General features: G+C 70.6%; 26 protein-coding genes and 1 riboswitch. Of the genes, 11 read left to right on the top strand and 15 right to left on the bottom strand.

Features of this window, described 5'->3' with window-relative positions; translation table 11 throughout:
• Positions 1 to 144 precede the first annotated feature (144 nt).
• Positions 145 to 891: a DUF1707 domain-containing protein gene (locus tag AB0J87_RS15740; RefSeq protein ID WP_350722677.1), complete on the top strand. Its 747-nt coding sequence runs from the start codon at positions 145 to 147 to the stop codon at positions 889 to 891.
• Between the two features lie 7 nt (positions 892 to 898).
• Here the strand turns inward: AB0J87_RS15740 and AB0J87_RS15735 are convergent, their stop codons facing one another.
• From AB0J87_RS15735 to AB0J87_RS15715, 5 genes are all read right to left on the bottom strand, one after another.
• Positions 899 to 1,693, bottom strand: coding sequence for a sirohydrochlorin chelatase (locus tag AB0J87_RS15735; RefSeq protein WP_363965766.1), 795 nt, complete (start codon positions 1,691 to 1,693; stop codon positions 899 to 901).
• A complete protein-coding gene (locus AB0J87_RS15730; RefSeq protein ID WP_363965764.1) occupies positions 1,675 to 2,403 on the bottom strand; it encodes a phosphoadenylyl-sulfate reductase in 729 nt (242 codons plus the stop codon). Before AB0J87_RS15730 ends, AB0J87_RS15735 begins: the two co-directional genes overlap by 19 nt.
• On the bottom strand, positions 2,400 to 2,543 hold the full coding sequence (locus AB0J87_RS15725) for an Insertion element protein (protein ID WP_185077756.1): 144 nt from the start codon (positions 2,541 to 2,543) through the stop codon (positions 2,400 to 2,402). The genes AB0J87_RS15730 and AB0J87_RS15725 overlap by 4 nt, the downstream gene beginning before the upstream one ends.
• On the bottom strand, positions 2,540 to 4,228 hold the full coding sequence (locus AB0J87_RS15720) for a nitrite/sulfite reductase (RefSeq protein WP_363965762.1): 1,689 nt from the start codon (positions 4,226 to 4,228) through the stop codon (positions 2,540 to 2,542). Before AB0J87_RS15720 ends, AB0J87_RS15725 begins: the two co-directional genes overlap by 4 nt.
• Before the next feature lie 107 nt (positions 4,229 to 4,335).
• Positions 4,336 to 4,422, bottom strand: coding sequence for a putative leader peptide (locus AB0J87_RS15715; RefSeq protein ID WP_350723228.1), 87 nt, complete (start codon positions 4,420 to 4,422; stop codon positions 4,336 to 4,338).
• A gap of 250 nt (positions 4,423 to 4,672) precedes the next feature.
• Between AB0J87_RS15715 and AB0J87_RS15710 the strand changes: the two genes are divergently transcribed.
• From AB0J87_RS15710 to AB0J87_RS15700, 3 genes are read left to right on the top strand one after another with little or no spacing between them, the layout of a single operon-like run.
• Positions 4,673 to 5,437, top strand: a complete 765-nt coding sequence (locus tag AB0J87_RS15710; RefSeq protein ID WP_363966598.1) for a TIGR03084 family metal-binding protein — start codon at positions 4,673 to 4,675, stop codon at positions 5,435 to 5,437.
• A gap of 54 nt (positions 5,438 to 5,491) precedes the next feature.
• Positions 5,492 to 5,866 (top strand): YccF domain-containing protein, encoded by a 375-nt coding sequence (locus AB0J87_RS15705; protein ID WP_350722670.1) that lies wholly within the window; start codon positions 5,492 to 5,494, stop codon positions 5,864 to 5,866.
• Between the two features lie 57 nt (positions 5,867 to 5,923).
• Positions 5,924 to 6,856, top strand: coding sequence for a YihY/virulence factor BrkB family protein (locus AB0J87_RS15700; RefSeq protein WP_350722668.1), 933 nt, complete (start codon positions 5,924 to 5,926; stop codon positions 6,854 to 6,856).
• On the opposite strand, the gene AB0J87_RS15695 is transcribed toward AB0J87_RS15700, so the two are convergent.
• Positions 6,840 to 7,145: a hypothetical protein gene (locus AB0J87_RS15695; RefSeq protein ID WP_363965759.1), complete on the bottom strand. Its 306-nt coding sequence runs from the start codon at positions 7,143 to 7,145 to the stop codon at positions 6,840 to 6,842. The genes AB0J87_RS15700 and AB0J87_RS15695 overlap by 17 nt on opposite strands.
• Positions 7,146 to 7,225: 80 nt before the next feature.
• On the opposite strand from AB0J87_RS15695, the gene AB0J87_RS15690 reads away from it, so the two are divergent.
• Complete coding sequence (locus AB0J87_RS15690; RefSeq protein WP_363965758.1) at positions 7,226 to 7,441, top strand: hypothetical protein; 216 nt, start codon at positions 7,226 to 7,228, stop codon at positions 7,439 to 7,441.
• Positions 7,442 to 7,484: 43 nt separating this feature from the next.
• A riboswitch (ZMP/ZTP riboswitch) is annotated at positions 7,485 to 7,561 on the top strand.
• A 24-nt stretch (positions 7,562 to 7,585) separates the two neighbouring features.
• Positions 7,586 to 8,836, top strand: coding sequence for a serine hydroxymethyltransferase (gene glyA, locus AB0J87_RS15685; protein ID WP_350722663.1), 1,251 nt, complete (start codon positions 7,586 to 7,588; stop codon positions 8,834 to 8,836).
• A 596-nt stretch (positions 8,837 to 9,432) separates the two neighbouring features.
• On the opposite strand, the gene AB0J87_RS15680 is transcribed toward glyA, so the two are convergent.
• The 3 genes from AB0J87_RS15680 to AB0J87_RS15670 all read right to left on the bottom strand — a co-directional run bounded on the left by AB0J87_RS15680 (position 9,433) and on the right by AB0J87_RS15670 (position 12,171).
• A complete protein-coding gene (locus AB0J87_RS15680) occupies positions 9,433 to 10,719 on the bottom strand; it encodes a CHRD domain-containing protein (protein WP_363965755.1) in 1,287 nt (428 codons plus the stop codon).
• 163 nt (positions 10,720 to 10,882) lie between these two features.
• Positions 10,883 to 11,596, bottom strand: a complete 714-nt coding sequence (locus tag AB0J87_RS15675; RefSeq protein WP_363965753.1) for a zf-HC2 domain-containing protein — start codon at positions 11,594 to 11,596, stop codon at positions 10,883 to 10,885.
• A complete protein-coding gene (locus tag AB0J87_RS15670; protein WP_350722658.1) occupies positions 11,593 to 12,171 on the bottom strand; it encodes a sigma-70 family RNA polymerase sigma factor in 579 nt (192 codons plus the stop codon). The genes AB0J87_RS15675 and AB0J87_RS15670 overlap by 4 nt, the downstream gene beginning before the upstream one ends.
• Before the next feature lie 282 nt (positions 12,172 to 12,453).
• On the opposite strand from AB0J87_RS15670, the gene rsgA reads away from it, so the two are divergent.
• Positions 12,454 to 13,551, top strand: coding sequence for a ribosome small subunit-dependent GTPase A (rsgA, locus tag AB0J87_RS15665; protein ID WP_363965751.1), 1,098 nt, complete (start codon positions 12,454 to 12,456; stop codon positions 13,549 to 13,551).
• 57 nt (positions 13,552 to 13,608) lie between these two features.
• Positions 13,609 to 14,241: a phosphoribosyltransferase gene (locus tag AB0J87_RS15660; protein WP_355194576.1), complete on the top strand. Its 633-nt coding sequence runs from the start codon at positions 13,609 to 13,611 to the stop codon at positions 14,239 to 14,241.
• Between the two features lie 14 nt (positions 14,242 to 14,255).
• On the opposite strand, the gene AB0J87_RS15655 is transcribed toward AB0J87_RS15660, so the two are convergent.
• Positions 14,256 to 14,627 carry an ATP-binding protein gene (locus AB0J87_RS15655; RefSeq protein ID WP_363965749.1) on the bottom strand — a complete coding sequence of 124 codons (372 nt, stop codon included), beginning with the start codon at positions 14,625 to 14,627 and terminating at the stop codon, positions 14,256 to 14,258.
• 231 nt (positions 14,628 to 14,858) lie between these two features.
• On the opposite strand from AB0J87_RS15655, the gene AB0J87_RS15650 reads away from it, so the two are divergent.
• Together AB0J87_RS15650 and AB0J87_RS15645 are read left to right on the top strand one after the other, a co-directional pair.
• A complete protein-coding gene (locus AB0J87_RS15650; RefSeq protein ID WP_363965747.1) occupies positions 14,859 to 15,740 on the top strand; it encodes a helix-turn-helix transcriptional regulator in 882 nt (293 codons plus the stop codon).
• A gap of 135 nt (positions 15,741 to 15,875) precedes the next feature.
• Positions 15,876 to 16,109 carry a DUF397 domain-containing protein gene (locus tag AB0J87_RS15645; RefSeq protein ID WP_138698722.1) on the top strand — a complete coding sequence of 78 codons (234 nt, stop codon included), beginning with the start codon at positions 15,876 to 15,878 and terminating at the stop codon, positions 16,107 to 16,109.
• A gap of 29 nt (positions 16,110 to 16,138) precedes the next feature.
• Here AB0J87_RS15645 and AB0J87_RS15640 read toward each other — a convergent pair whose 3' ends face one another.
• Complete coding sequence (locus tag AB0J87_RS15640) at positions 16,139 to 16,780, bottom strand: DinB family protein (RefSeq protein WP_363965745.1); 642 nt, start codon at positions 16,778 to 16,780, stop codon at positions 16,139 to 16,141.
• A 77-nt stretch (positions 16,781 to 16,857) separates the two neighbouring features.
• On the opposite strand from AB0J87_RS15640, the gene AB0J87_RS15635 reads away from it, so the two are divergent.
• Positions 16,858 to 17,265: an NUDIX domain-containing protein gene (locus AB0J87_RS15635; RefSeq protein WP_350722646.1), complete on the top strand. Its 408-nt coding sequence runs from the start codon at positions 16,858 to 16,860 to the stop codon at positions 17,263 to 17,265.
• Positions 17,266 to 17,375: 110 nt separating this feature from the next.
• Here the strand turns inward: AB0J87_RS15635 and AB0J87_RS15630 are convergent, their stop codons facing one another.
• From AB0J87_RS15630 to AB0J87_RS15615, 4 genes are all read right to left on the bottom strand, one after another.
• A complete protein-coding gene (locus AB0J87_RS15630) occupies positions 17,376 to 17,687 on the bottom strand; it encodes a WhiB family transcriptional regulator (RefSeq protein ID WP_080036407.1) in 312 nt (103 codons plus the stop codon).
• A gap of 100 nt (positions 17,688 to 17,787) precedes the next feature.
• Positions 17,788 to 18,648, bottom strand: coding sequence for a sucrase ferredoxin (locus AB0J87_RS15625; protein WP_363965743.1), 861 nt, complete (start codon positions 18,646 to 18,648; stop codon positions 17,788 to 17,790).
• 112 nt (positions 18,649 to 18,760) lie between these two features.
• Complete coding sequence (locus AB0J87_RS15620) at positions 18,761 to 20,272, bottom strand: glycerol-3-phosphate dehydrogenase/oxidase (RefSeq protein WP_363965741.1); 1,512 nt, start codon at positions 20,270 to 20,272, stop codon at positions 18,761 to 18,763.
• A gap of 16 nt (positions 20,273 to 20,288) precedes the next feature.
• Complete coding sequence (locus AB0J87_RS15615) at positions 20,289 to 20,798, bottom strand: TetR/AcrR family transcriptional regulator (protein ID WP_192786458.1); 510 nt, start codon at positions 20,796 to 20,798, stop codon at positions 20,289 to 20,291.
• Between the last annotated feature and the right edge of the window lie 4 nt (positions 20,799 to 20,802).

The following is a 20,802-nucleotide window of genomic DNA, read 5'->3' as shown; positions in this document are numbered from 1 at the left end:
CCGCGCCCCGGGCCAAGCCAGAGCCCCGTGTCATCGCTTGGTACGCGCCAAAGCGGCGTCTAGGTTCAAACACCTACAAGGGATGACATGTTTTCCTTCTCGGGGAGGAGTCGCATTCCCGGCAAGACGCGATATGTTGCGAGTATGACTGATCCCGGTGGGCTCCGCGCCTCGGACGCCGAGCGCGAGGCCGTCGTCGAGCAGCTGCGTGTCGCATCGGTGGAGGGCAGGCTGACGCTCGCCGAGCTGACCGACCGTACCGAGGCCGCCTATTCCGCGACCACGCACGCCGAGCTGGCCCTGCTCACCCAGGACCTGCCGGGGGGAGCCACGCCCGCGCCTGCGCCGGCGCCCGCCCCGGTGCCCGCGGGCAGGAAGCGGCGGTGGTTCGTGGGCTTCATGGGCGACTCCAAGCGGCGCGGGACCTGGCGGATCGACCAGGAGCTCGGCGCGGTCGCCGTGATGGGCGACGTGGTGCTCGACCTGCGCGAGGCCGAGGTGCGCACGGACATGGTGGACATCATGGCCGTCTCCGTGATGGGCGACGTCAAGATCATCGTCCCCGACGGCGTGAACGTGGACCTCGACGGCGTGGCCGTCATGGGCGACAAGCGGGTGGACGTCCTCCAGGCGGCCCCCGGCATGAACGTCCCGGTCGTGCGCGTGCGCGCGTACGCCGTGATGGGGGACGTCAAGGTGATCGGCGACTCGCGGGCGCAGCCGGTGCAGCGCGCGTTCGCGGCCTGGCGGGAGCACTGGCGGCGGCTGCACGGCGAGGACTGGCGGGCGCTGGGCCGGCAGATGCGGGAGGAGACCCGCGAGCTGAACCGGCAGGCCCGCGAGCTGGGCAGGCAGGCGCGCGGGGACCGCGGCGACCGGTGGGGCTACTGACCCCGGCTCAGCCGACCAGGGAGGACACCGGCTGCCGCTGGGCCGCCTCGTAACGCTCCAGGAGCACCTCCACCAGCTCCGGCGCCGGGCCGAGCACGTCCGACACGACCGCGGCCCCGGCCTCCAGGCTCGTCTGCCGTACCTTGTCCGCGAAGTAGCCGGGCGCCAGCAGGTACGGGGCGACGACGACCTTCGGCGCGCCCGCCCGCCTGAGCGCGGCCACGGCCTCGGCGGGCGACGGATCGGCGGCCGACGCGTAGCCGGCGGACACCGTCCACCAGCCGGAACGCCGCCACGCCCGCGCCTGCCCCGCGATCACCGCGTTGGCCCTGGCGTCGCTCGAACCCGCCGACACCAGCACGACCGCGGTCTCCGGGTCCCCGGCGCGCACGCCCGCCTCGGCCAGGCGCCGCTCCAGCGCCGTCAGCAGCAGCGGGTGCGGCCCCAGCGTGCTGCCGTAGTGCACGCGCAGGCGCGGCTCGCGCGCCCGGACCTCGTTCAGCGCCGCCGGCAGGTCCACCCGGCTGTGGTAGGCCTCGGTGAGCAGCAGCGGCAGCACAACGGCCTCCTGGAGGCCGCTCAGCGCCTGTCCCAGTGCGGGAGTGCAGTGGTCGAGGTACGCCACCCGTACGGGCACCTCAGGGCGCGCCAGGCGTACCCGGTCGAGCAGCGCGGCCACGGTGGCGGCGGCACGCGGATCTCGCGACCCGTGCGCCACCGCCACCAGTGGCACGCGGCCGGGGGCCGCCCCGCCTGCCAACGGGACGGGTCCCCTGCTGGGGATCACAGGTGAATGCCGCATTCGACCTTCCCCAGGCCCGCCCAGCGTCCGCTGCGCGGATCCTCTCCCTCCGCGACCTGCCGCGTGCACGGCGCGCAGCCGATCGAGGGGTAGTTGTCGTAGTGCAACGGGTTGATCAGCACCCCGTTGTCGGCGATGTAGTTGTCGACGTCCTCCTGGGTCCAGGCCGCGATCGGGTTGACCTTGACCATCTGCCGCTTGGCGTCCCACTCGACGACCTTGGAGCCGGCGCGGCTGGAGGACTCGTCGCGGCGGATGCCGGAGATCCACGCCAGGTACGGCTCCAGCGCCCGGTTGAGCGGCTCGACCTTGCGCAGGAAGCAGCACAGGTCGGGGTTGCGGCCGAACAGGCGCGGGCCGAGATCGCGATCCTGCTCCTCGACCGTCCGTGACGGCTTGATGTCGATCACGTTGACGTCATAGACCTGGCGCACCGCGTCACGCGTGCCGATCGTCTCGGCGAAGTGGTAGCCGGTGTCGATGAACAGCACGTCCACGCCGGGCTTGACCCTGCTCACCAGGTCGATCAGGAGGGCGTCGCTCATCGAGGAGGTCAGGCACAGCCGGTCGCCGAACGTCGCCGCCGCCCAGCGGATGATCTCGCGGGCGGGGGCGCCCTCGAGGAACGTCGCGGCGGACTCGACGATGTCCTGCAGGTCAAGGGCGCCGCGCTGCTGTTTCAGGCCGACCTCGATGTCCACGAGCGTCATATCTTCACTCCGATCCCGAGAAACTTGAGCTTGAAGGCGCGGGCGCAGGCGCGGCAGTACCAGCCGCCGTCCCCCTCGTAGGGTTCGAGGTCCTCGTCGCCGCAGTACGGGCAGTGGAACGGGACCGCTCGCTCGCTCATTTGAGGTCCGCCTCGTCGGCCCGCTGCACCCAGTCGGCGAACGACTCGCCTTCCTTCTTCTGGGCGTCGAAGTGCTTGACGACGCGCTCCACGTAGTCGGGCAGCGCCTTGGCGGTGGTCTTGAGGCCGCGCACCTTGCGCCCGAAGCCGGCGTTGACGCCGAGGGAGCCGCCCAGGTGGATCTGGAAGCCCTCGACCTGGTCGCCGTTCTCGTCCACCACGAGCTGGCCCTTGAGGCCGATGTCGGCGACCTGGATGCGGGCGCAGGAGTTGGGGCAGCCGTTGACGTTGATCGTCAGCGGCTCCTCGAACGCCGGCAGCCGCCGCTCCAGCTCGTCGATCAGGTCGGCGGCCGCGGCCTTGGTCTCGACGATGGCCAGCTTGCAGTACTCGATGCCGGTGCAGGCCATCGTCTGGCGGCGGAACGTGGACGGCCGGACCCGCAGGTCGTTGGCCTCCAGCTCGGCCACGATCGAGTCGACCTGGTCGGGCGCGACGTCGAGGATGACCATCTTCTGCTCGACGGTCGTGCGGACCCGGCCGGAGCCGTGCCGCTCGGCGATGTCGGCGATCAGGTGCAGCCTGTCGCCGTCGAGCCGGCCCACCTTGGGCGCGAAGCCGACGTAGAAGTTGCCGTCCTTCTGCGGGAAGACGCCCACGTGATCGCGGCGGCTGCCGCGCGGCAGCGCGGGGGCGGGCCCGTCGGGCAGCGGCTCCTTGAGGTACTCCTGTTCGAGAACTTCGCGGAACTTCTCGACTCCCCAGTCGTTGACCAGGAACTTGATGCGGGCCCGGTGCCGCAGCCGCCGGTAGCCGTAGTCGCGGAAGATCCCGACCACGCCCTCGAAGACGTCGACCGCCTGCTCCGGCCGGACGAACACGCCGATCCGCTTGCCCAGCATCGGGTTGGTCGACAGGCCGCCGCCCACCCACAGGTCGTAGCCGACCTCACCCTGCTCGTTGACCACGCCGACGAACGCGATGTCGTTGATCTCGTGCACCGTGCAGTGGGCGGTGCAGCCGCTCAGCGCCGACTTGAACTTGCGGGGCAGGTTGGAGTACGCCGGGTTGCCCACGATCCGGTCCTGCACCTCGTGGATCTGCTCGGTCGCGTCGAGCACCTCGTCGGCGTCGATCCCGGCCAGCGGGCAGCCCAGGATCACGCGGGGGGTGTCGCCGCACGCCTCGGTGGTGGACAGGCCCACGGCCTCCAGGCGCTCCCAGATGTCCGGCACCGACTCGATCTCGATCCAGTGGAGCTGGATGTTCTGGCGGTCGGTCAGGTCGGCGGTCCCGCGGCCGTACTCGTTGGAGATGTCGGCGATCGTGCGCAGCTGGGCGAGGTCGAGCTGGCCGCCGTCGATGCGCACCCGCAGCATGAAGTAGCGGTCGTCGAGCTCCTCCGGCTCCAGGATGGCGGTCTTGCCGCCGTCGATGCCGGGCTTGCGCTGGGTGTAGAGGCCGTACCAGCGCATGCGGCCGCGCAGGTCGGCCGGGTCGATCGAGTCGAAGCCCCGCTTGGAGTAGATGTCGATGATGCGCTGGCGGACGTTGAGGCCGTCGTCGTTCTTCTTGTTCTCTTCGTTCTTGTTGAGCGGCTCACGGTAACCGAGAGCCCACTGGCCTTCGCCGCGCGGGCGTTTGTGGTGCCGGCTGGCAGGAGTGCGGCTGGCAGGGGTGCTCATTGCGCGTCCTTCGGTTCATGGGCGCGCGCAGGGTTCCTCCTGCCTCGTCATCGAGGGCAGGGGTGGAGAGGAGGTGTGCGACGCGCTCAGCGGTGAAAAGGATGGGGTTACAGGCGGGCGTCGCAACAGATGGCACTGCGGACACGCTGAAGATCGACGTGGCGTCGACCGACGAGCATGGGGTCCGCTGGCATACCTAGAAGATACTCTGGCCGTCCCGTTTGTCCAAGACAGGGTCCAGAGTGTGGGACTGTCCAGCTCGCTCAGCCCTGGCTCTTCCAGCTGAGGTCGGGCTCATGGGGCTTCTCCTGGACCTGGTGCTGGCAATCGCACCAGGAGCCCCCGCGGCAGTCCTCGTGGCGTTTGTCCTTGCAGCTCTCACAGATCACATGACGATTATTCTCCTAGAACGTTGTTCGGGTTAGGCTGGCGGGCGTGGATCTCATGGCCGAGCTGCTCGACGACCTGCGTGCCGAGACCGCGTCCCTCGAAGCCCTGCTCGATCCTCTGAGGGACGAGGACTGGGAGCGGCCCACACCCGCCGAGGGCTGGGCGATCCGTGACCAGGTGAGCCATCTGGCCTGGTTCGACGAGGCCGCCGTGCGCGCGGCCACCGACCCCGGCGGCTTCCAGGCCTCGCTGGCGGGCTTCACGTCCGTGGACGACCTCGCCCTCGAGTCGCGCGGGATGCCGCCGGCCGAGCTGCGCGCGTGGTTCCGCGCGGCCCGCTCCCGCAGCCTGGAGGTCTTCGCGAGGCTGGACGCGCGCGAACGGGTGCCGTGGTTCGGCCCCGCCATGTCGGCCGCCTCCTTCGTGACCGCGCGGCTGATGGAGACGTGGGCGCACGGCCAGGACGTGGCCGACGCGCTCGGCGTCACCCGTGAGCCGACGGCCCGGCTGCGCCACGTGGCCATGATGGGCTTCCGCGCCCGGCCCTTCAGCTTCGCCGTGCGCGGCCTGCCGGTGCCCGAGGAGACCGTACGCGCCGAGCTGGCCATGCCGGACGGGACCACGTGGACGGCGGGGCCCGAGGGAGCCGACGGCCTCGTCCGCGGCACCGTCCTCGACTTCTGCCTGGCCGTCACCCAGCGCGTCCACCTGTCCGACACCGCGCTGGAGCTGACCGGCGAGCCCGCGCGGGCCTGGATGGAGATCGCGCAGGCATTCGCCGGGCCGCCCGGCAAGGGGCGGGCGCCCAGGTCAGGGTGAAGTCAGGGTCTTGCCGGATGACGCGGGCGGACCGGCCGGTGAGATCCTTCAGGTATGCGCACGATTCTGAACGTCATCTGGCTGATCTTCGCGGGACTCTGGCTGGCCGCCGGCTACGCGCTGGCCGGGATCATCTGCTGCATCCTGATCGTCACGATCCCGTTCGGCGTCGCGTCGTTCCGGATCGCGGCGTACGCGCTGTGGCCGTTCGGCAGGACCGTGGTGCGCGACCCCGACGCGGGCGCGTTCTCCCTGATCGGCAACGTCATCTGGTGCGTGGTCGCCGGCGTCTGGCTGGCCATCGGGCACGTCGTGACGTCGATCCCGCTGTTCCTGTCGATCATCGGCATCCCGATGGGCATCGCGAACCTCAAGCTCGTCCCCGTTTCCCTGCTTCCGCTGGGCGCACGCATCGTTGACAACGACTAGGGCAGTCTCCGGGACGTAAGCTGTCCCGAAGAGTCACTGCGAATACCGTTGGGTGCCATGACGTCCACCGATGCGCCTCCCCGGCCGAAGAGAGGGCTCGTCTCCAACGCCAGGGCCAGGCTGAGCTGGGTGCTCGACACGAAGTCGTGGGCGATCGTCCGCGCGGCCACCAACGCCGGCGTCACCTACCGGGTCACCGGCCTGGCAGGTGAGGCGGCGTTCTTCGCGCTGCTGTCGCTGCCGCCGTTCGTGCTGGGCCTCATCGGCGTGCTGGCCAAGCTCGGCACCTGGCTGGGCTCCAGCGTGGTCGCTCAGGTCAAGGCGTGGGTGATCGCGCAGGCGGGGGTGCTGTTCACGGAAGAGGCCGTGAACAAGGTGATCAACCCGCTCCTCACCGACGTCCTCAGCGACGACGCCAGCAAGGTGTCGATCATCTCGGTCGGCTTCCTGCTGTCGCTCTGGTCCGGCTCCCGAGCTCTTTACGTGTACGTCGACCTCATCTCCGTGGCCTACGGGCTCGGCGAGGAGCGCGGCATCATCCGCACCAGGCTGATGTCGTTCGGCCTCTACGTCGTCGGCCTGATCATCGGCATCATCGTCATGCCGATCCTGGTCATCGGGCCGACCCTGCTCAGGGACGCCCTGCCCGCCCAGTACGGCGTCCTCATCGACATCCTCTACTGGCCGGTCGTGATCATCGGCTCGGTCCTGTTCCTGACCGTGCTCTACCACGTCAGCGTGCCGGTGCGGACCAAGTGGTACCGGGAGCTGCCCGGCGCGATCCTGGCGCTCTTCCTGTGGATCGTGTGCGCGGCGGTGCTGCGGGCCGTGCTGGCCGCCTGGTTCTCGCCCGTCTCCGTCTACGGGTCCCTGGCCGCGCCCATCGCCGTGCTCCTCTGGCTCTACATCACCGCCCTGGCCGTGCTCATCGGGGCCATCCTGAACGCCGAGGTGGACCGGCTCTGGCCGGGCGTCAGCCGTACCAAATAGAGTCCCCCCGATATGGAGGCGCAGCGGTCGCCGTGAAGACGATGCGGCCCGAGCCGGCCGCGCGGGAGGAGTTCAGGAGCAGGTTCGGCAAGGAAGCCGAGGCCGCGCGGCGGGTCGCCAGGTTCTGCACCGCGCCCGTGCTGGACGCCGGGTTCGACGGCGGCACCGCGTACCTGGTCACCGAATACGTCGAGGGCCCCGACCTGGCCGCCGTGGTCAGGCAGGCCCCGCTGACCGGCGCCAACCTGGAGGCGCCGGCCGTCGGCGTGGCCACCGCGCCGGCCGCCATCCACGCGCCCGTGGGAGCCGCCGGGCAACGACGCCGGGACCCCGGCCGCCCGGAGCGCCCTCGACTCCACCGTCTCGCGGGTGAACCTCATCCCGCCCGGCGTCGGCCGGCCGATCTACCCCGCCTGGAAGGACAAGACCTGCGCGTGCACGGACCTGCCGATGGCGTCGTTCCCCGCGGGAGCGCGGCTCCGGATGTACGCGATCTTCGAGGGCGTGCCGCAGGACTCCGACCGGGTCGACGTCGATCTGGTGCTGCTCGGGGTCATCAGGAACGTGGCGGTCAGCTCATCGTGACACGACGGATGGGCCCCGTGACATCCGCTATCGTCTACGAGGAGACGCGACTGGCGCATTTTGGTGGGATCGACCACCGGGGAGCGAAAGGAGCGGAGGCCGTGCGCCTGGGTCTTCGCAATTGTCAACGATGACAGGAGAATCATGAGTTCTCTCGCGAGCGTCGACCCGCAGATCGCCGAACTCATCAAGGCGGAAGAGCGCCGCCAGGCCGACACCGTCAAGCTCATCGCGTCCGAAAACTACGTGTCCAAGGCCGTGCTCGAGGCCACCGGCACCGTCCTCACCAACAAATACTCCGAGGGCTACGCGGGCAAGCGCTACTACGAGGGCCAGCAGGTCATCGACCAGATCGAGACCGTGGCCATCGAGCGGGCCAAGTCGCTGTTCGGCGTCAACCACGCCAACGTCCAGCCCTACTCCGGCTCGCCCGCCAACCTCGCCATCTACATGGCGTTCCTGCAGCCGGGCGACACCGTCATGGGCATGGGCCTGCCGTTCGGCGGCCACCTCACCCACGGCTGGTCCGTCTCCGCGACCGGCAAGTGGTTCAACCCGGTCCGCTACGGCGTACGCAAGGACACCGGCCGCATCGACCTCGACGAGGTGCGCCGGCTCGCCCTCGAGCACCGGCCGAAGCTGATCTTCTGTGGCGGCACCGCGATCCCGCGCACCATCGACTTCGAGGGCTTCGCCTCGATCGCCCGCGAGGTCGGGGCCGTGCTGGCCGCCGACATCGCCCACATCGCCGGCCTGGTGGCGGGCGGCGCGCACCCGTCCCCGGTGGGCCACGCCGACGTGATCTCCACGACCACGCACAAGACGCTGCGCGGGCCGCGCGGCGCCATGCTGATGGCCACGGCCGACGAGCACGCCACGGCGCTCAACAAGGCCGTCTTCCCCGGCCTGCAGGGCGGCCCGCACAACCACACCACCGCCGCCATCGCCGTCGCGCTCCACGAGGCCGCCCAGCCGTCGTTCCGCGACTACGCCCACCAGGTCGTCGCCAACGCCAGGACCCTGGCCGACGAGCTCGCCTCCCGCGGGTTCGACCTGGTCTCCGGCGGCACCGACAACCACCTGATCCTGCTCGACCTCACGCCCAAGGGCATCGGCGGCAAGCCCGCCGCCCAGGCGCTCGACCGGGCGGGGCTGGAGACCAACTACAACACGGTCCCCTTCGACCCCCGCAAGCCGTTCGACCCGTCGGGCATCCGCATCGGCACCCCGTCCGTCACCTCCCGGGGCATGGGCGAGGCCGAGATGCGCCAGATCGGCGCCTGGATGGACGAGGTCGTCACGGCCCTGGCCAAGGGGGACGCGGAGGACGTCATCACGCGCGTGCACCACGAGGTCAGCGAGCTCACCGCCCAGTTCCCGGCCCCGGGCCTGTAACCGACCCACCTCCCGCCGGGCCCACCCGGCCGCTCCGGGCCGGCGTCTCCTCCGGGGCGACGCCACCGGCCCGGCGCACGGCTTCCGGGGGTCGCCGGCGACTCGGTGCACCGCCTCCGAGTCGCCGCCGACCCAGCCGCCCTATGCTCCACCACCGCGGCGTGCTGAAGGGACGGCTGGGGTTCGTCGGTCCCGATCTCGCTCCTCGGCCCGCGCCCTCGCGGCTTCCTCGCCGTCGGCCCGCCATCCGCCGTCGGCCCGTGATGCGCCGTCAGTGCGCGTCGATCGGCGGCTGCCCCCGAATCGCCCCGTGGAGATGGCGATGTGGGGAGCCCGCTGCGGGACGTCGGCGTGGGCGGCGGTGTGCGGACGGCGCTGCGGGGCGACCATGTGCGGACGGCGGTGCCAGGGGCGGCTGCGGGCAGACGCGAACGCCCCGCCGCACGGGCTCCCGGAGTGCGGCGGGGCGTTCGGTGCGAGCGGGGCGGGCCGGAGTGCCCCGCTCGCGGTCGGCCGACCGGCGGCCCGGGGGACGTGGGCCGGATCGACCGGGGAAGGCGTTCCAGGGGACGGGACCGAATCGTCCCCCGGAAGCCTCAGCCCAGGAACAGGTAGTCGGCCCCGTACGGGACCCGGGCCTCGGAGCCCGGCGTGCAGGCGCCGGACGGCGCGACGCCGCCGGTGGTGTTCAGGCGCAGGATCTGGGTGGCGTGCGCGAGGAGCCCGCTGTCCTTGCCCGCCTGGGTGGCGTCCAGCACGAGCTCGGGGATGTTGCCGTCGCCGTTGGGCGTCTTGGTGACGACCGCACCGCGCACCGCGCTCCCGTCTGGAGCTATCCACTGCGGCGGTCCGGCGGCGGGCGTCACGAACGAGTGGTCGATCCCGCGCCGCAGCTTGGCCGAGACGCCGAGCTGGGTGAAGGCGTACCCGCCGCTCGGCTGCGCCGTGCAGGAGTAGATCTGCGCGCCGCGCAGCACGTCGGCGGTGAGCGCGCGCGGGTGGGTGAACGGCCGGTCGGACAGCTGGCCGCGCACGGCACCGCCGTCGAAGTCGGAGGTGTGCAGGTTCGCGTAGTAGCGGTCGGGGTGGGCGGCGATGCGCTTGACGACGCCGGCGGCGACCGGGGCCTCGCCCGCGACGCCGGTGAGGTTCTCCGGCAGGGCGCCCGCGAACAGGTCGGCGACCACTGGACCGTTCCCGCCTGCGGAACCCTTGTGCAGGTGGCCGTTGGTGACCGCGCCGAGGCCCGACCAGAAGGCCGTGTACGCGATGGACGAGCCGCCGGGACGCAGCCACCAGCCGGCCTGGCCGTCCTGGTCGCCGCGCTTCTTGCCGTCGTTCTCCGGCACCTCCTGCGCCCCGTCGGCGCGCGTGGAGAGCGTGGCCTGGTTGCTGCCCTGCAGCACGCCGTTGAGGTCGATCGGCTTGTTCAGCCGGTGGAACTGGCCGCGGACCGCGCCCTTGGGGTGGTCGGCGTCGTGCAGGTTGGCGTAGAAGCCGCCGGGGTTGTCGATGAGCGCCTTGACCAGCTCGTTGTCGGCCCTGACGGTGCCGGTGACGCCGAGCACGCCGGCGGGCAGCGGCTTGGTGAAGAACTCGAGCCTGACGTCCCCGTTGACGCCCTTCGCGCCCAGGTGGACGTGGCCGGCGGTGGGCGTGCCGATCTTGTTCCAGCGGGCCGCGAACGTGACCTCGTTCCCGCTGATCCTGATCACGACCGTCGAACGCCCGTCGGCGTCGCCCTTGACACCCACCTCGTTGTCGCCGCGCAGGCCGGCGGCGAGATAGACGTCGTCACCGGAGGCGTTCGCCGGCGAAGCGGGGGAGGCGAGCAGGGCGGCGGCGAGCAGCGTGCCAGGAATCGCGAACTTTCGGATGAACATGGCTAAACCTCTTAAACGGTTTGATATTCCGGTTGGTACGGCAGGCAGTACGCGCCGGGTATCGGGGGAGGTTCAACCCGCGAATCCGTAATTTTGCACACAGGCCCGAAGGCATGAAAAAGCCCTCCCACCAGCGGCGGGAGGGCTTGGAGCGCCTGTCGGGTCAGGCGGTGATGGTGAGCAGCTTCTTGCCTGCCGAAGTGACCACCTCGAAATGATCGATGTCCTTCAGCGGCGTCGCGCTGCCGCCATGCATGTAGAGCGGATCGGGCGAACCCGGCACTCCGTACCCGGCTGGAGGTACGGACCACCCGGTCATCACCCGGCGCTCACCCGACTTGCCGACCGAGACCAGCTCGCACTCGAGCGGCCCCTTCACCCCGGCCAGCTTGAGCGCGGCGTGCGTGCCCCAGGCCTTCGACTCGACCACCAGCCCGCCGGTGACCCCGTCGACGCCCTTCCCCTCGATGGGCGTGCCGTCGGCGAAGAACTGCTCGGCGGGGCCCATGTGGCTGCCGTGCCCCTGGGCGGCCATCGGGGGGACGTCGCCGACGGAGAGCTGCGTGCCGACCGTCAGGCCGCCGGCCACCAGCGTGACCGCCGCCGCCATCCCGATCACGAACGTCCCCCTGCGGGTCTTCCTGTCCGTCCTCTTCTTGCGCTGGAGCAGGTCGATCACCGGTTCGGGGGACGGCGCCCCGTAGTCCTCCACCGGGCCGATCCCGCTCAGCACGCTGGCCATGCCGGACAGATCGGACAGCTCGGCGCGACAGGGGGCGCAGCCCAGGAGATGGGCCTCGAAGGCGTGCCTGTCGTCCTCCTCCAGCAGACCGAGCGCGTACGCGCCCACGTCTGTGTGCTCGACTCTCGAAGTCACGCCGTCACCCCCCTCTCCTCAAGTGCGATCCGCAGCGCGCGAACGGCGTAATAGACCCGGGACTTCACAGTGCCGACCGGGATGCCAAGCGCCTCGGCGGCGTCGTTGACCGACCGGTCTCGCAAGATCGTCTCGTTGAGGATCTCGCGGTGTGCCGGCGACAACGTCTTCAGTGCCTCTGACACGACCACCTGGTGCAGCAGGCCCTCCATCTCGTCAGGCACGGGCATCGTCTCCAGCGGCCCGTCACCCGACTCCCGAGGGCGGGCGTCCCGGCGCCGCCGGTCATCGATCACGATACGTCTGGCGACCGTCGCCAGCCAGGGCATCAGCGAGACCGACTCGGGATCGAGCTGCTCCGCACTGCGCCAAGCCCGGATCATGGTCTCCTGCACCACGTCTTCCGCCCACTGCCGATCGCCCGCCGTCAACCTGATCACGAAGGCCAGCAGCGGCCTGTGATACTCCCGGTAGAGCGCGGACACTGCCGCCTCGTCATTTGACACCCCGTCATTTGGCACCCCGTCATCCGGCCGTACGCGGCGGATCCAGTGTCGAAAACGCGGCTTCCCCATGGGGGCGGCTCCCTCGGCCGAGGGCGGGGGATAAGTGCTGGTGTGCATCATTCCCCTTTCTCGGGTCCGTCGGCAGGTGGTACGGCCAGCCGCCCAGGCAGGGTTCAACAGATCGCCATACTTAATCCGATTGCGTCCCTGCGGAGAGGTGCGTAGAGTCTGCGGCAACTGATCGAGGAGGTGAGGACTATGCGGGTCATCGCGTTCCGTGTGCCCTTCGTCCACCTCCCCGGGCTCCGCTGAGCTGCCGGGTTTCCCTTCTCGATCAAAGGTTTCACTGCGTTGAATCACGATCTTTCCCTGCTCGGCTGGACCGCTCTCCGCGCCGCCGAGCTGCCCGCTGACACCGTCCCCGCCCGCGTGGCCCGCGTCGACCGCGGCGCCGCCGAGGTGATCGCGGCCGAGGGTCAGCTTCAGGTCAAGTACGGCGCCCGCGTCCGCAGGGCGGCGGCCGCCGACCCGGTCGCGCTGCCGTGCGTGGGCGACTGGGTCGCGCTCAGGCTGCTCCCTGAGGGCCGCTACGAGCTCGATGAAGTCCTGCCGCGGACGACCGCGTTCATCAGGGGCGGCGTGAGCCGCGACTCGGTGGGCGGCCTGTCCGGCGACGGCCAGGGCCAGGTGCTCGCCGCGAACGTCGACGTCGTCTTCGTGGCCGAGCCGTCCATGCACTCCACGGACTTCGCCGACCTCGGCCGCATCGAGCGCCTCGTCGCGCTGGCCTGGGAGTCCGGCGGCACGCCCGTGGTGCTCATCACCAAGTCCGACCTGTTCGAGGACGGTCTCGACCAGTTGCTCGACGACGTCCGGGTGGCCGCGCCCGGCGTGGACGTGCACGCGGTCTCGTCCCTGCACGGCGACGGGGTCCCGCTGGTCGCCGGCTACCTGGAGGGGTCCCGTACGGCCGTGATCCTCGGCCCGTCGGGAGCCGGCAAGTCCACCCTGGTCAACGCGCTGGCCGGGGAGAGCGTCATGGAGACCCAGCAGGTGCGCGCCGCCGACGGGCGGGGCCGGCACACCACCGTGCACCGGGAGCTCATCCCGCTGTCCGGCGGCGGGCTGGTCATCGACACGCCCGGGATCCGGCGGATCGGCCTGTACGACATCGCCGACGGCGTCGACCTGGTCTTCTCCGACATCGAGGCGCTGGCCGGGCTCTGCCGCTTCGGCGACTGCGGGCACTCCGGCGAGCCGGGCTGCGCGGTGCTGGCCGCCCTGGAGACCGGTGAGCTGCCGGAGCGGCGGCTGGACAGCTGGCGCAAGCTGCAGCGGGAGGCGGCCTGGATGGCCTCCAGGACCGATGCCCGCCTGCGCAAGGAGCAGCTGAGCAAGTGGAAGCTCATCACCAAGGAGATGCGCCGCTCGGGCCGCAGCCGGCCCTAGCGGCCCGGCCGCCGCGGGTGAGGCGAGGAGCGCGTTTGAGCGGGTAGGGCACTGGTCATGGAGCTCTTCGCAGACCGTGCCCAGGCCGGGGAGCTGCTGGCCGAGCGCCTGGAGGACGTGCGCGACCCCGTCGTGCTCGCCCTGCCCCGCGGCGGCGTGGCGGTGGCCCTGCCGATCGCGCGCAGGCTCGGCGCCCCCCTCGACGTCCTCGTGACGAGGAAGATCGGCTATCCGCCCACCCCGGAGCTGGGTGTGGGCGCGATAGCCGAGGGCGGCGAACCCGTGTTCGACCACACGCTGCTGCGCCGCCTCGGCATGACGCCCGAGTCAGTGGCGGACGTGGTGGAGAAGGAGCGGCGCGAGCTGGCCCGCAGGGTGCTCGCCTACCGCGGCGACCGCCCGCTGCCCTCGCTGGAGGGACGCGAGGTCATCGTGGTGGACGACGGCCTGGCCACCGGCGGCACCGCGCGCGCCGCGCTCAGGGCGGTCCGCACGGCCAAGCCCGCCAGGGTGACGCTGGCCGTGCCGGTCGGGGCCCGCGAGACCGTCGGCTCGCTGCGGCGGGAGGCCGACGAGGTGGTGGTCCTGCTGACGCCGATCGACTTCAGGGCGGTCGGCCAGTGGTACGAGCACTTCGACCAGCTCACTGACGCCGACGTGCTCGAACTGCTCGACCGGGCGCGGCGATGAGGACGTACGGGGGGTCAGGCGGCGAGCACGGCCCAGACGAGCTTGCGGGCGCCGCCGGGCGACAACCAGCCCCAGGCGGTGCAGAGGGCGTCGATCAGCCGCAGCCCCCGCCCGAACTCGGAGAACACGTCGGGAGCCGTCGCCACCGGCACGGTCCGGCTGTGGTCGGTCACCACGCACGCCAGCTCCGCCCCGTGCGACAGCAGCCGGAGCTGCGCCGCCCCGCCGCCGTGCCGCATCGCGTTGGTCACCAGCTCCGACACCACCAGCTGAGCTTCGAAGGCCGGCCCCGGAACCCCCCACGTGGTCAGCGTCTGGTCGACGAACCGCCGTGCCGTCCCCACGCAGGCGGGCTCGAGCGCGACCCGCTGATGGAAGGGGAACACCGCGTCGCACTCCCAGGCATGCCCCTCGACCAGAATGGAAAAAAGCCATCCTGGTGGCCGGGAACCGATGGCGGCTTGCGGCCGAGCGTCGAAAGTCGTCATTCTGGCCCCCGAAGCGCGGTCTGGTGATCCAATGCCCATCTTTACGGGGAGTGCTGACCGATGCAAGACTTTTCGTCGTTTACGGATGCGAATCGCATCTGCACGTGCAGATGACCAAGGAGCGGCAGAGTGAGCGCAGAGAGCGCGGAAGGGAAGCTTCTCAACCATTCGCCGGGAAGCCCGACGGTGCTGCGGATCCTGCTGGGCACTCAGCTGCGCAGGCTCCGCACGGAGAAGGGTATCTCGCGCGAGGACGCCGGGTACTCGATTCGCGCATCTCACGCCAAGATCAGCCGGCTGGAGCTCGGCCAGGTCAGCTTCAAGCAGCGCGACGTGGCCGACCTGCTGACCCTGTACGGCGTCACCGACCCCGCCGAGCGCGAGCCGCTGCTCGCCCTGGCCAAGCAGGCCAACGCCCCCGGCTGGTGGCACAAGTACGGCGACGTGCTGCCGCCCTGGTTCGAGGTCTACATCGGCCTCGAAGGCGCGGCCTCCAGCATCCGTACGTACGAGAACCAGTTCGTGCCCGGCCTCCTCCAGACCCCCGACTACGCCAGGGCCGTGATCGAACTGGCCCACGAGAAGGCCCCGAGGGTGGAGCTCGACCGCCGCGTGGCGGTGCGCACCACCCGGCAGGGGCGGCTGGAGAGCGGGCTGACGGTCTGGGCGGTGATCGACGAGGCCGTCGTGCGCCGTACGATCGGCGGCTCCGAGATCATGCGCGCGCAGCTCGCCCATCTCCTCGACCTCACCGCCGAGCGCAACGTCACCGTGCAGATCATGCCGTTCGACCGCGGCGGCCACGCGGCGGCCGGGGGCCCGTTCAGCATCCTGCGCTTCCCCGAGCCCGAGCTGCCCGACGTCGTCTACATGGAGCAGCTCACCAGCGCCCTCTACCTGGACAAACCCGCCGACTCCGACAACTACATGGAAGTCATGGACCGGCTCAGCATCCAGGCCGAGGAGCCCAAGGAGACCAGGCGCTTCCTGGAACGCCTGCTTTCCCGATGAGCTGCTGATATCCCTGTGACCCACCCCATATCTGGCTTTTTGGTCGTCCGCTATATGGAGACCGACGCGTTACCGTATTGTCTCCTCGCAAACGCGGATGCACGTGCATCCGTAAGATCGCGAGGAGCTGCCCCCATGCATGAGTTCCGGAACGGAACGTCCGCCGGCCGCCTTCCTGTCGTCTGGCGCAAGAGCAAGCGGAGCAACCCCAACGGCAACTGCGTCGAAGTCGCGAACCTGCCCACGGGGGAGATAGCCATGCGTAACTCACGTTTTCCCGAAGGTCCCGCGCTGGTCTACACCCAGGCGGAGATCACCGCGTTCGTCCTGGGGGCCAAGGACGGCGAATTCGACGATCTGATCGTCTGAGGTCTGACGTTTAGGGGAGCACACGCCGCTCAGGACCGCGGCGCGCTGTACCAGCGCCATTTCACCGGGCGCTCACGGCCGGGTAGGTCGGCGCGCCCGGTGACCCACAGCATGGTCGTCCACGGATCCGTGTCGCGCGGGGCGTCGGGGAACAGCCGCCCCAGCACCCGGGCGCACATCCCGGCCGGCGGCGCCCACCCGAGCCCGAGCCCGTCGGCCAGGTCGTGGGTGTGGACGAGCGTCTCCACGATGCCCATCGCCGCCGAGCCCTCGGGGTCGGCCGCGCCGAAGCCGTGGTGGGCGCGGACCTCCGGCGGCGTGGTCCGCACCATGGCGGACAGCATCGCGCCGCACGACTCCAGCACCTGCAGCAGCCCGACGGGACCGGCCTTGGGATCGGCGTGGATGGTGTTGGCGGGGCCTTCCGGCCTGCGACTTTCCAGGATGAACGGGACGTACGTGTCCAGCGGCGGCATCCTGAGCCCGAGCTGGGCGGCATAGGCGAACAGGTCGTCGGCCAGGTGCTCGACCGTCTCCCAGCACGTCCACTCCAGCGTGCCGGCCTTGCGGTCCCACGCGGTCTCGGGCGCCCCGCGGAGGGCGGCGACGGCCAGCCGGACGGCCTCGTCGAGGTCGTCGGCCGTCACGGGGGAGAGCTCGGATTCTGTCATGCCGGGCACCCTATCGGCCGGGTGCGACAATCTCCGGAGAGCCCGGTTTGTCGGTGGCGCGTGGGATGCTGTCGGGCATGGATGTGTTGCGCGTGGTCGCCGCGGCGGTCGTGGACCGGGGGCGGCTGCTCGTCGTGAGCAAGCAGGCCGCTCCGGACGTCTTCTACCTGCCGGGGGGCAAGCCCGAGGCGGGGGAGGAGCCGGAGGAGACGCTCGCGCGCGAGCTGGCCGAGGAGCTCGGGGTGACCCCGCACGACCTGGCCCTGCTCGACCACGTGGAGGACGTGGCGGCGCTGGAGGGCGTGCCCATGCGCATGACGGTCTTCACCGCCAGGGTTTCGGGGGATCCGAGACCGGCCGCGGAGCTGGCGGCGCTGGGGTGGACGGACGGGCGTGACGCTTATGTGCCGCGTCTCGCGCCTGCCGTGCGCGACCAGGTGGTGCCGCTGCTCGTGCGGGCCGGTGTTCTCGGAGGTGCTGCCTGATCAGGCAGTTGTCCCGACCGGGTTCGCCGGAGCCTGTGCATGGAGGGCCAGGCTCCGGTTCATCGGGACAACTGCTTGATCACGCGATGATGGTGACGCTGCCGGGTATGTCAGGCGGCGGAGATGCCGGCGCTGGCCGCGCGGCGCATGCGACGACGACGCTCGGAGGCGCGCTCGTCTTCGTTGAGACCGCCCCACGTGCCGTACTTCTCCGGACGGGACAGCGCGTAGTCAAGGCACTCGTTGCGAACGGGGCACTGGGCGCAGATCGCCTTGGCCTTCCGCTCACGTACGTCACGCTCGGGCTGCCGCTCCCCGTCGGGGCCGAAGAAGAGCACGAGGTCCTCACCCCGGCACGCGGCATCATCCTGCCAACCCCAGCTGGGGCGCGGGCGGGCGAGCTGCCGACGTACCTGAGACATGAGAAAACCACCTTCGTGAGAGGTATTTCGGTAATTGGGCCGCATTGGACGCTTATGGCGTCACTGTTCCAACGCAACGTTGGGCCGCGATGTTCCCTGTTCAGGCGAGAGCGGGCGTGGCGTACCGCACAGGCGTGAGCCTGTCCAGCGAAACCAGCCGGTAGGTGGTGATCGTCTCGGCGCAAGCCGTACCACACGGCGCTGTGAACGCCGATGGCTCAACCACAACCTGGAACCGGACGTCCCCGCAGCGTACGAGCGCTTCGGTGACGTCACCGTCCGACCTGGAGGATTCCACGGCCACCGCGCCGACAGAACACTCTCCCGTATGGGCTCGGGCGAAGTGCTCCACGGCTTGCAATGGCTCAGGGATGCCTGCGCGTCCCCGGTAGCGGTCGAGAATGACCTCGCCCGACCGGTACGCGTTAGCCGCTGCCAGTGCAGCAGCCTGAGACATGCTGCCGTAGAAAATTCCGTGTGGCAAGCACACCAGGTTGGCGGCGTAGCGATCGCCGCCAACGTGTGACGTTTCCCACACTCTGTCCGGCAAAGAATCGGCCAGCGTGCGAGCGAGGGGTAGTCCAATGCGGGCGCAGCACGCATTGCGCTTGGCGTGCGTGCAGACCAGAAATACCGGCTCGTCTTCAAGTATGCAGGACTCCGGGACCACTCCCGCCACGAGCGCGTCGAGGTCAAGATCGTCGGGACCTGCGACGACACCGCTCGCCAACCAGGGCCGGTCTCCTACCGCGTACGCGAGTAGCACACGGATCCCCTGCTCCTGTGGGCGGGTTCGCTTTCCCGGCCGGCGGATCAACTGGGGCCTGATACCGCGCTCGAGCGCCCGGCGGACCAGTTCGGAGAATTTTTCAGGAAGTTCGAAGTTTTCCAGGTGTGACGGCCAGGCGCCGGTGTATTCGACGAGCAGCCACAGCCGGGCTCCCACGGTGGCGCTGGCCAACGTCGGAACCCCTCCGGTGTGGCACCCGTTCGGATGCTCGCAGCCCCTTGCCAACGCCTGTTCTCCCTCTCCAACCCGAATTAGGTAAGACTAACCTAACGGATTGGTGGGGTCAGTCGCGGGCGGTTCGGTCCAACACGTCCCGTGTCGCGGGCAGTGCGCGGTCCCTGTCCTGCTTGACCAGGCCGATCCTGGTCCTCCTGTCCAGCAGGTCGCCCTCGTCGAGCGCGCCCTCGTGTAGGACCGACCAGACCAGCTCGCCCTCGGTGATGCCGAGCCCGACCTCCTCCGGGTGCGCCTTGACGAGCTCGTGCACGGCGCCGGCCTCGCTGCCGTACCGCTCGGCCAGCCGGTGCGGCACTCCGGACGGTCGCGGGCCCGCCCCGGCGAGCGGGATCTTTCTGGTACGACTCCGGCGCGCCCGGAGTTTCCCGGACGAGACCGCTTCATCCACCGCGTCCTCGGCCATCCGCCGATATGTCGTGAGCTTGCCGCCGACGACCGTGACGATCCCGTCATGCGCGAGAACGGCGTGTCTACGCGAGATGTCGGCCGTGTGGCCGTCGGCCGCCAGAAGGGGCCTGAGGCCCGCGTACGCGCCCGCGACCGCCCCCCGGGTCACCTGAGTCTCAAGAACCCCGTTCAGCACCTCCAGGAGCGTTCTGACGTCTTCCTCGGGCACTTCCGGAACATCGGGGACGGGCCCGTCCACCGGTTCGTCGGTGAGGCCGACGTACACGCGGCCGTCGCGCTGGGGGAGTACGAGCGCGAATCGGTTGGTCTCTCCGGGAATGGGCACATGCATGCCGGCGATCAGCCCGGGCAGCGTCCCCTGGGTCAGCACGAGGTGGGTGCCGCGCGAGGGACGCAGCTTCACCTCGGGATCCAGCCCGCCCGCCCACACCCCGGCCGCGTTGATCACCACTCTGGCGCGGACGTCGAACTCCTCGCCCGTCAGCTCGTCGCGTACCAGCGCGCCCCGGTCCGTGGGCCCGTCCGTGAGCCGCAGCGCGCGGCAGCGGGTCAGCACGCGGGCGCCGTGCGCGGCGGCGGTCCTGGCGATCGCCACGACCAGGCGCGCGTCGTCCAGCAGCCGGCCGTCCCACGACAGGAGCGCGCCGCGCAGGCCGTCGCCGTCGAGCACGGGCGCCAGCGTGCGCGTGCGGGCCGCGCTCAGCCGCGTCGGGCCGGGCAGCAGCCGGCGCGGCGTGCGAGCGGCGGCCCGCAGGCCGTCGCCGAGCCGGTAGCCGCTCATCACGAGCGCCGCCTGCCGCCGCGAGACCGCCTTCGTCAGCGGCAGCAGGTACGGGTGGGCCGCGACCAGGTGCGGAGCCGTCGTGCGGAGCAGGATGCCGCGCTCGACGGCGCTCTCGTAGGCGACGTCCACCTGCCCCTTGGCCAGATACCGCAGGCCGCCGTGGATCATCTTGGAACTCCACCTGGAGGTCCCGAAAGCCAGGTCGTGCGCGTCGATCGCCGCTACGCTGAGCCCCCGGGAAGCCGCGTCCAGCGCGGCGCCGGCGCCGGTCGCGCCGAGCCCGACCACCAGCACGTCGAGCCGTTCCTCCGCGACGCGGCGCAGCTCACGGGATCTTCTGCGGGCGTTCAGCGAGCCGTTGTCCAAGGTGCCTCCATGCGAGCTATCCAAGATAGGCCTCCAGCAGGGCGGTGAGCTCGCCGTCGAGCTCGTCCATGGTCACCGGGCCGAGCATCGTGGGCGCCGACAGCAGGAACGACTGCGCCACCAGCAGCACCGCCCGCGCCCTGCCCGGATCCCCGACGGCGCGCTCCAGGACCTCGAGTATCGCCTCGTGGCTGGCGCCGCGCCGGTCGAGCAGGTAGGGCAGCAGCAGCTCCGGATCCGCTTCCACGATCTTCCGCCACAGCGGGTGGGCGCGCAGCCCCCTGACCCCCTCGACGACCGCGCGCACGGGGTCCGCCAGGTCGAGCTCCTCGACCACCCGCACCCATTCCCTGGTCATCAGGTCCGCGACCAGCGTGCGCACGTCGGGCCAGCGGCGGTAGATCGTCATCCGCGACACCCCCGCCCGGCGCGCCACGTCGGTGAGCGTCGTCCTGCGCACGCCATAGGCCAGCACGCAGTCGCGGGCCGCGTCCAGCACCCCATCATTGTGACGAATCGACGTCATGTGT

It is taken from the genome of Nonomuraea sp. NPDC049625, assembly GCF_040675285.1.
GTDB lineage: Bacteria > Actinomycetota > Actinomycetes > Streptosporangiales > Streptosporangiaceae > Nonomuraea > Nonomuraea angiospora_A.
The sequence above is the reverse complement of the archived record's forward strand: the minus strand, read 5'-3'. Positions and strand labels throughout refer to the sequence as shown.

What these genes read in the sequence shown, in the direction of transcription:
- AB0J87_RS15740 (WP_350722677.1), top strand. Translation starts at nt 145, where the DNA reads ATGACTGATCCCGGTGGGCTCCGCGCCTCGGACGCCGAGCGCGAGGCC.
- AB0J87_RS15735 (WP_363965766.1), bottom strand. Translation starts at nt 1,693, where the DNA reads ATGCGGCATTCACCTGTGATCCCCAGCAGGGGACCCGTCCCGTTGGCA.
- AB0J87_RS15730 (WP_363965764.1), bottom strand. Translation starts at nt 2,403, where the DNA reads ATGACGCTCGTGGACATCGAGGTCGGCCTGAAACAGCAGCGCGGCGCC.
- AB0J87_RS15725 (WP_185077756.1), bottom strand. Translation starts at nt 2,543, where the DNA reads ATGAGCGAGCGAGCGGTCCCGTTCCACTGCCCGTACTGCGGCGACGAG.
- AB0J87_RS15720 (WP_363965762.1), bottom strand. Translation starts at nt 4,228, where the DNA reads ATGAGCACCCCTGCCAGCCGCACTCCTGCCAGCCGGCACCACAAACGC.
- AB0J87_RS15715 (WP_350723228.1), bottom strand. Translation starts at nt 4,422, where the DNA reads ATGCCAGCGGACCCCATGCTCGTCGGTCGACGCCACGTCGATCTTCAG.
- AB0J87_RS15710 (WP_363966598.1), top strand. Translation starts at nt 4,673, where the DNA reads ATGGCCGAGCTGCTCGACGACCTGCGTGCCGAGACCGCGTCCCTCGAA.
- AB0J87_RS15705 (WP_350722670.1), top strand. Translation starts at nt 5,492, where the DNA reads ATGCGCACGATTCTGAACGTCATCTGGCTGATCTTCGCGGGACTCTGG.
- AB0J87_RS15700 (WP_350722668.1), top strand. Translation starts at nt 5,924, where the DNA reads ATGACGTCCACCGATGCGCCTCCCCGGCCGAAGAGAGGGCTCGTCTCC.
- AB0J87_RS15695 (WP_363965759.1), bottom strand. Translation starts at nt 7,145, where the DNA reads ATGGCGGCCGGCGCGGTGGCCACGCCGACGGCCGGCGCCTCCAGGTTG.
- glyA (WP_350722663.1), top strand. Translation starts at nt 7,586, where the DNA reads ATGAGTTCTCTCGCGAGCGTCGACCCGCAGATCGCCGAACTCATCAAG.
- AB0J87_RS15680 (WP_363965755.1), bottom strand. Translation starts at nt 10,719, where the DNA reads ATGTTCATCCGAAAGTTCGCGATTCCTGGCACGCTGCTCGCCGCCGCC.
- AB0J87_RS15670 (WP_350722658.1), bottom strand. Translation starts at nt 12,171, where the DNA reads ATGGGGAAGCCGCGTTTTCGACACTGGATCCGCCGCGTACGGCCGGAT.
- AB0J87_RS15660 (WP_355194576.1), top strand. Translation starts at nt 13,609, where the DNA reads ATGGAGCTCTTCGCAGACCGTGCCCAGGCCGGGGAGCTGCTGGCCGAG.
- AB0J87_RS15645 (WP_138698722.1), top strand. Translation starts at nt 15,876, where the DNA reads ATGCATGAGTTCCGGAACGGAACGTCCGCCGGCCGCCTTCCTGTCGTC.
- AB0J87_RS15640 (WP_363965745.1), bottom strand. Translation starts at nt 16,780, where the DNA reads ATGACAGAATCCGAGCTCTCCCCCGTGACGGCCGACGACCTCGACGAG.
- AB0J87_RS15635 (WP_350722646.1), top strand. Translation starts at nt 16,858, where the DNA reads ATGGATGTGTTGCGCGTGGTCGCCGCGGCGGTCGTGGACCGGGGGCGG.
- AB0J87_RS15630 (WP_080036407.1), bottom strand. Translation starts at nt 17,687, where the DNA reads ATGTCTCAGGTACGTCGGCAGCTCGCCCGCCCGCGCCCCAGCTGGGGT.
- AB0J87_RS15615 (WP_192786458.1), bottom strand. Translation starts at nt 20,798, where the DNA reads ATGACGTCGATTCGTCACAATGATGGGGTGCTGGACGCGGCCCGCGAC.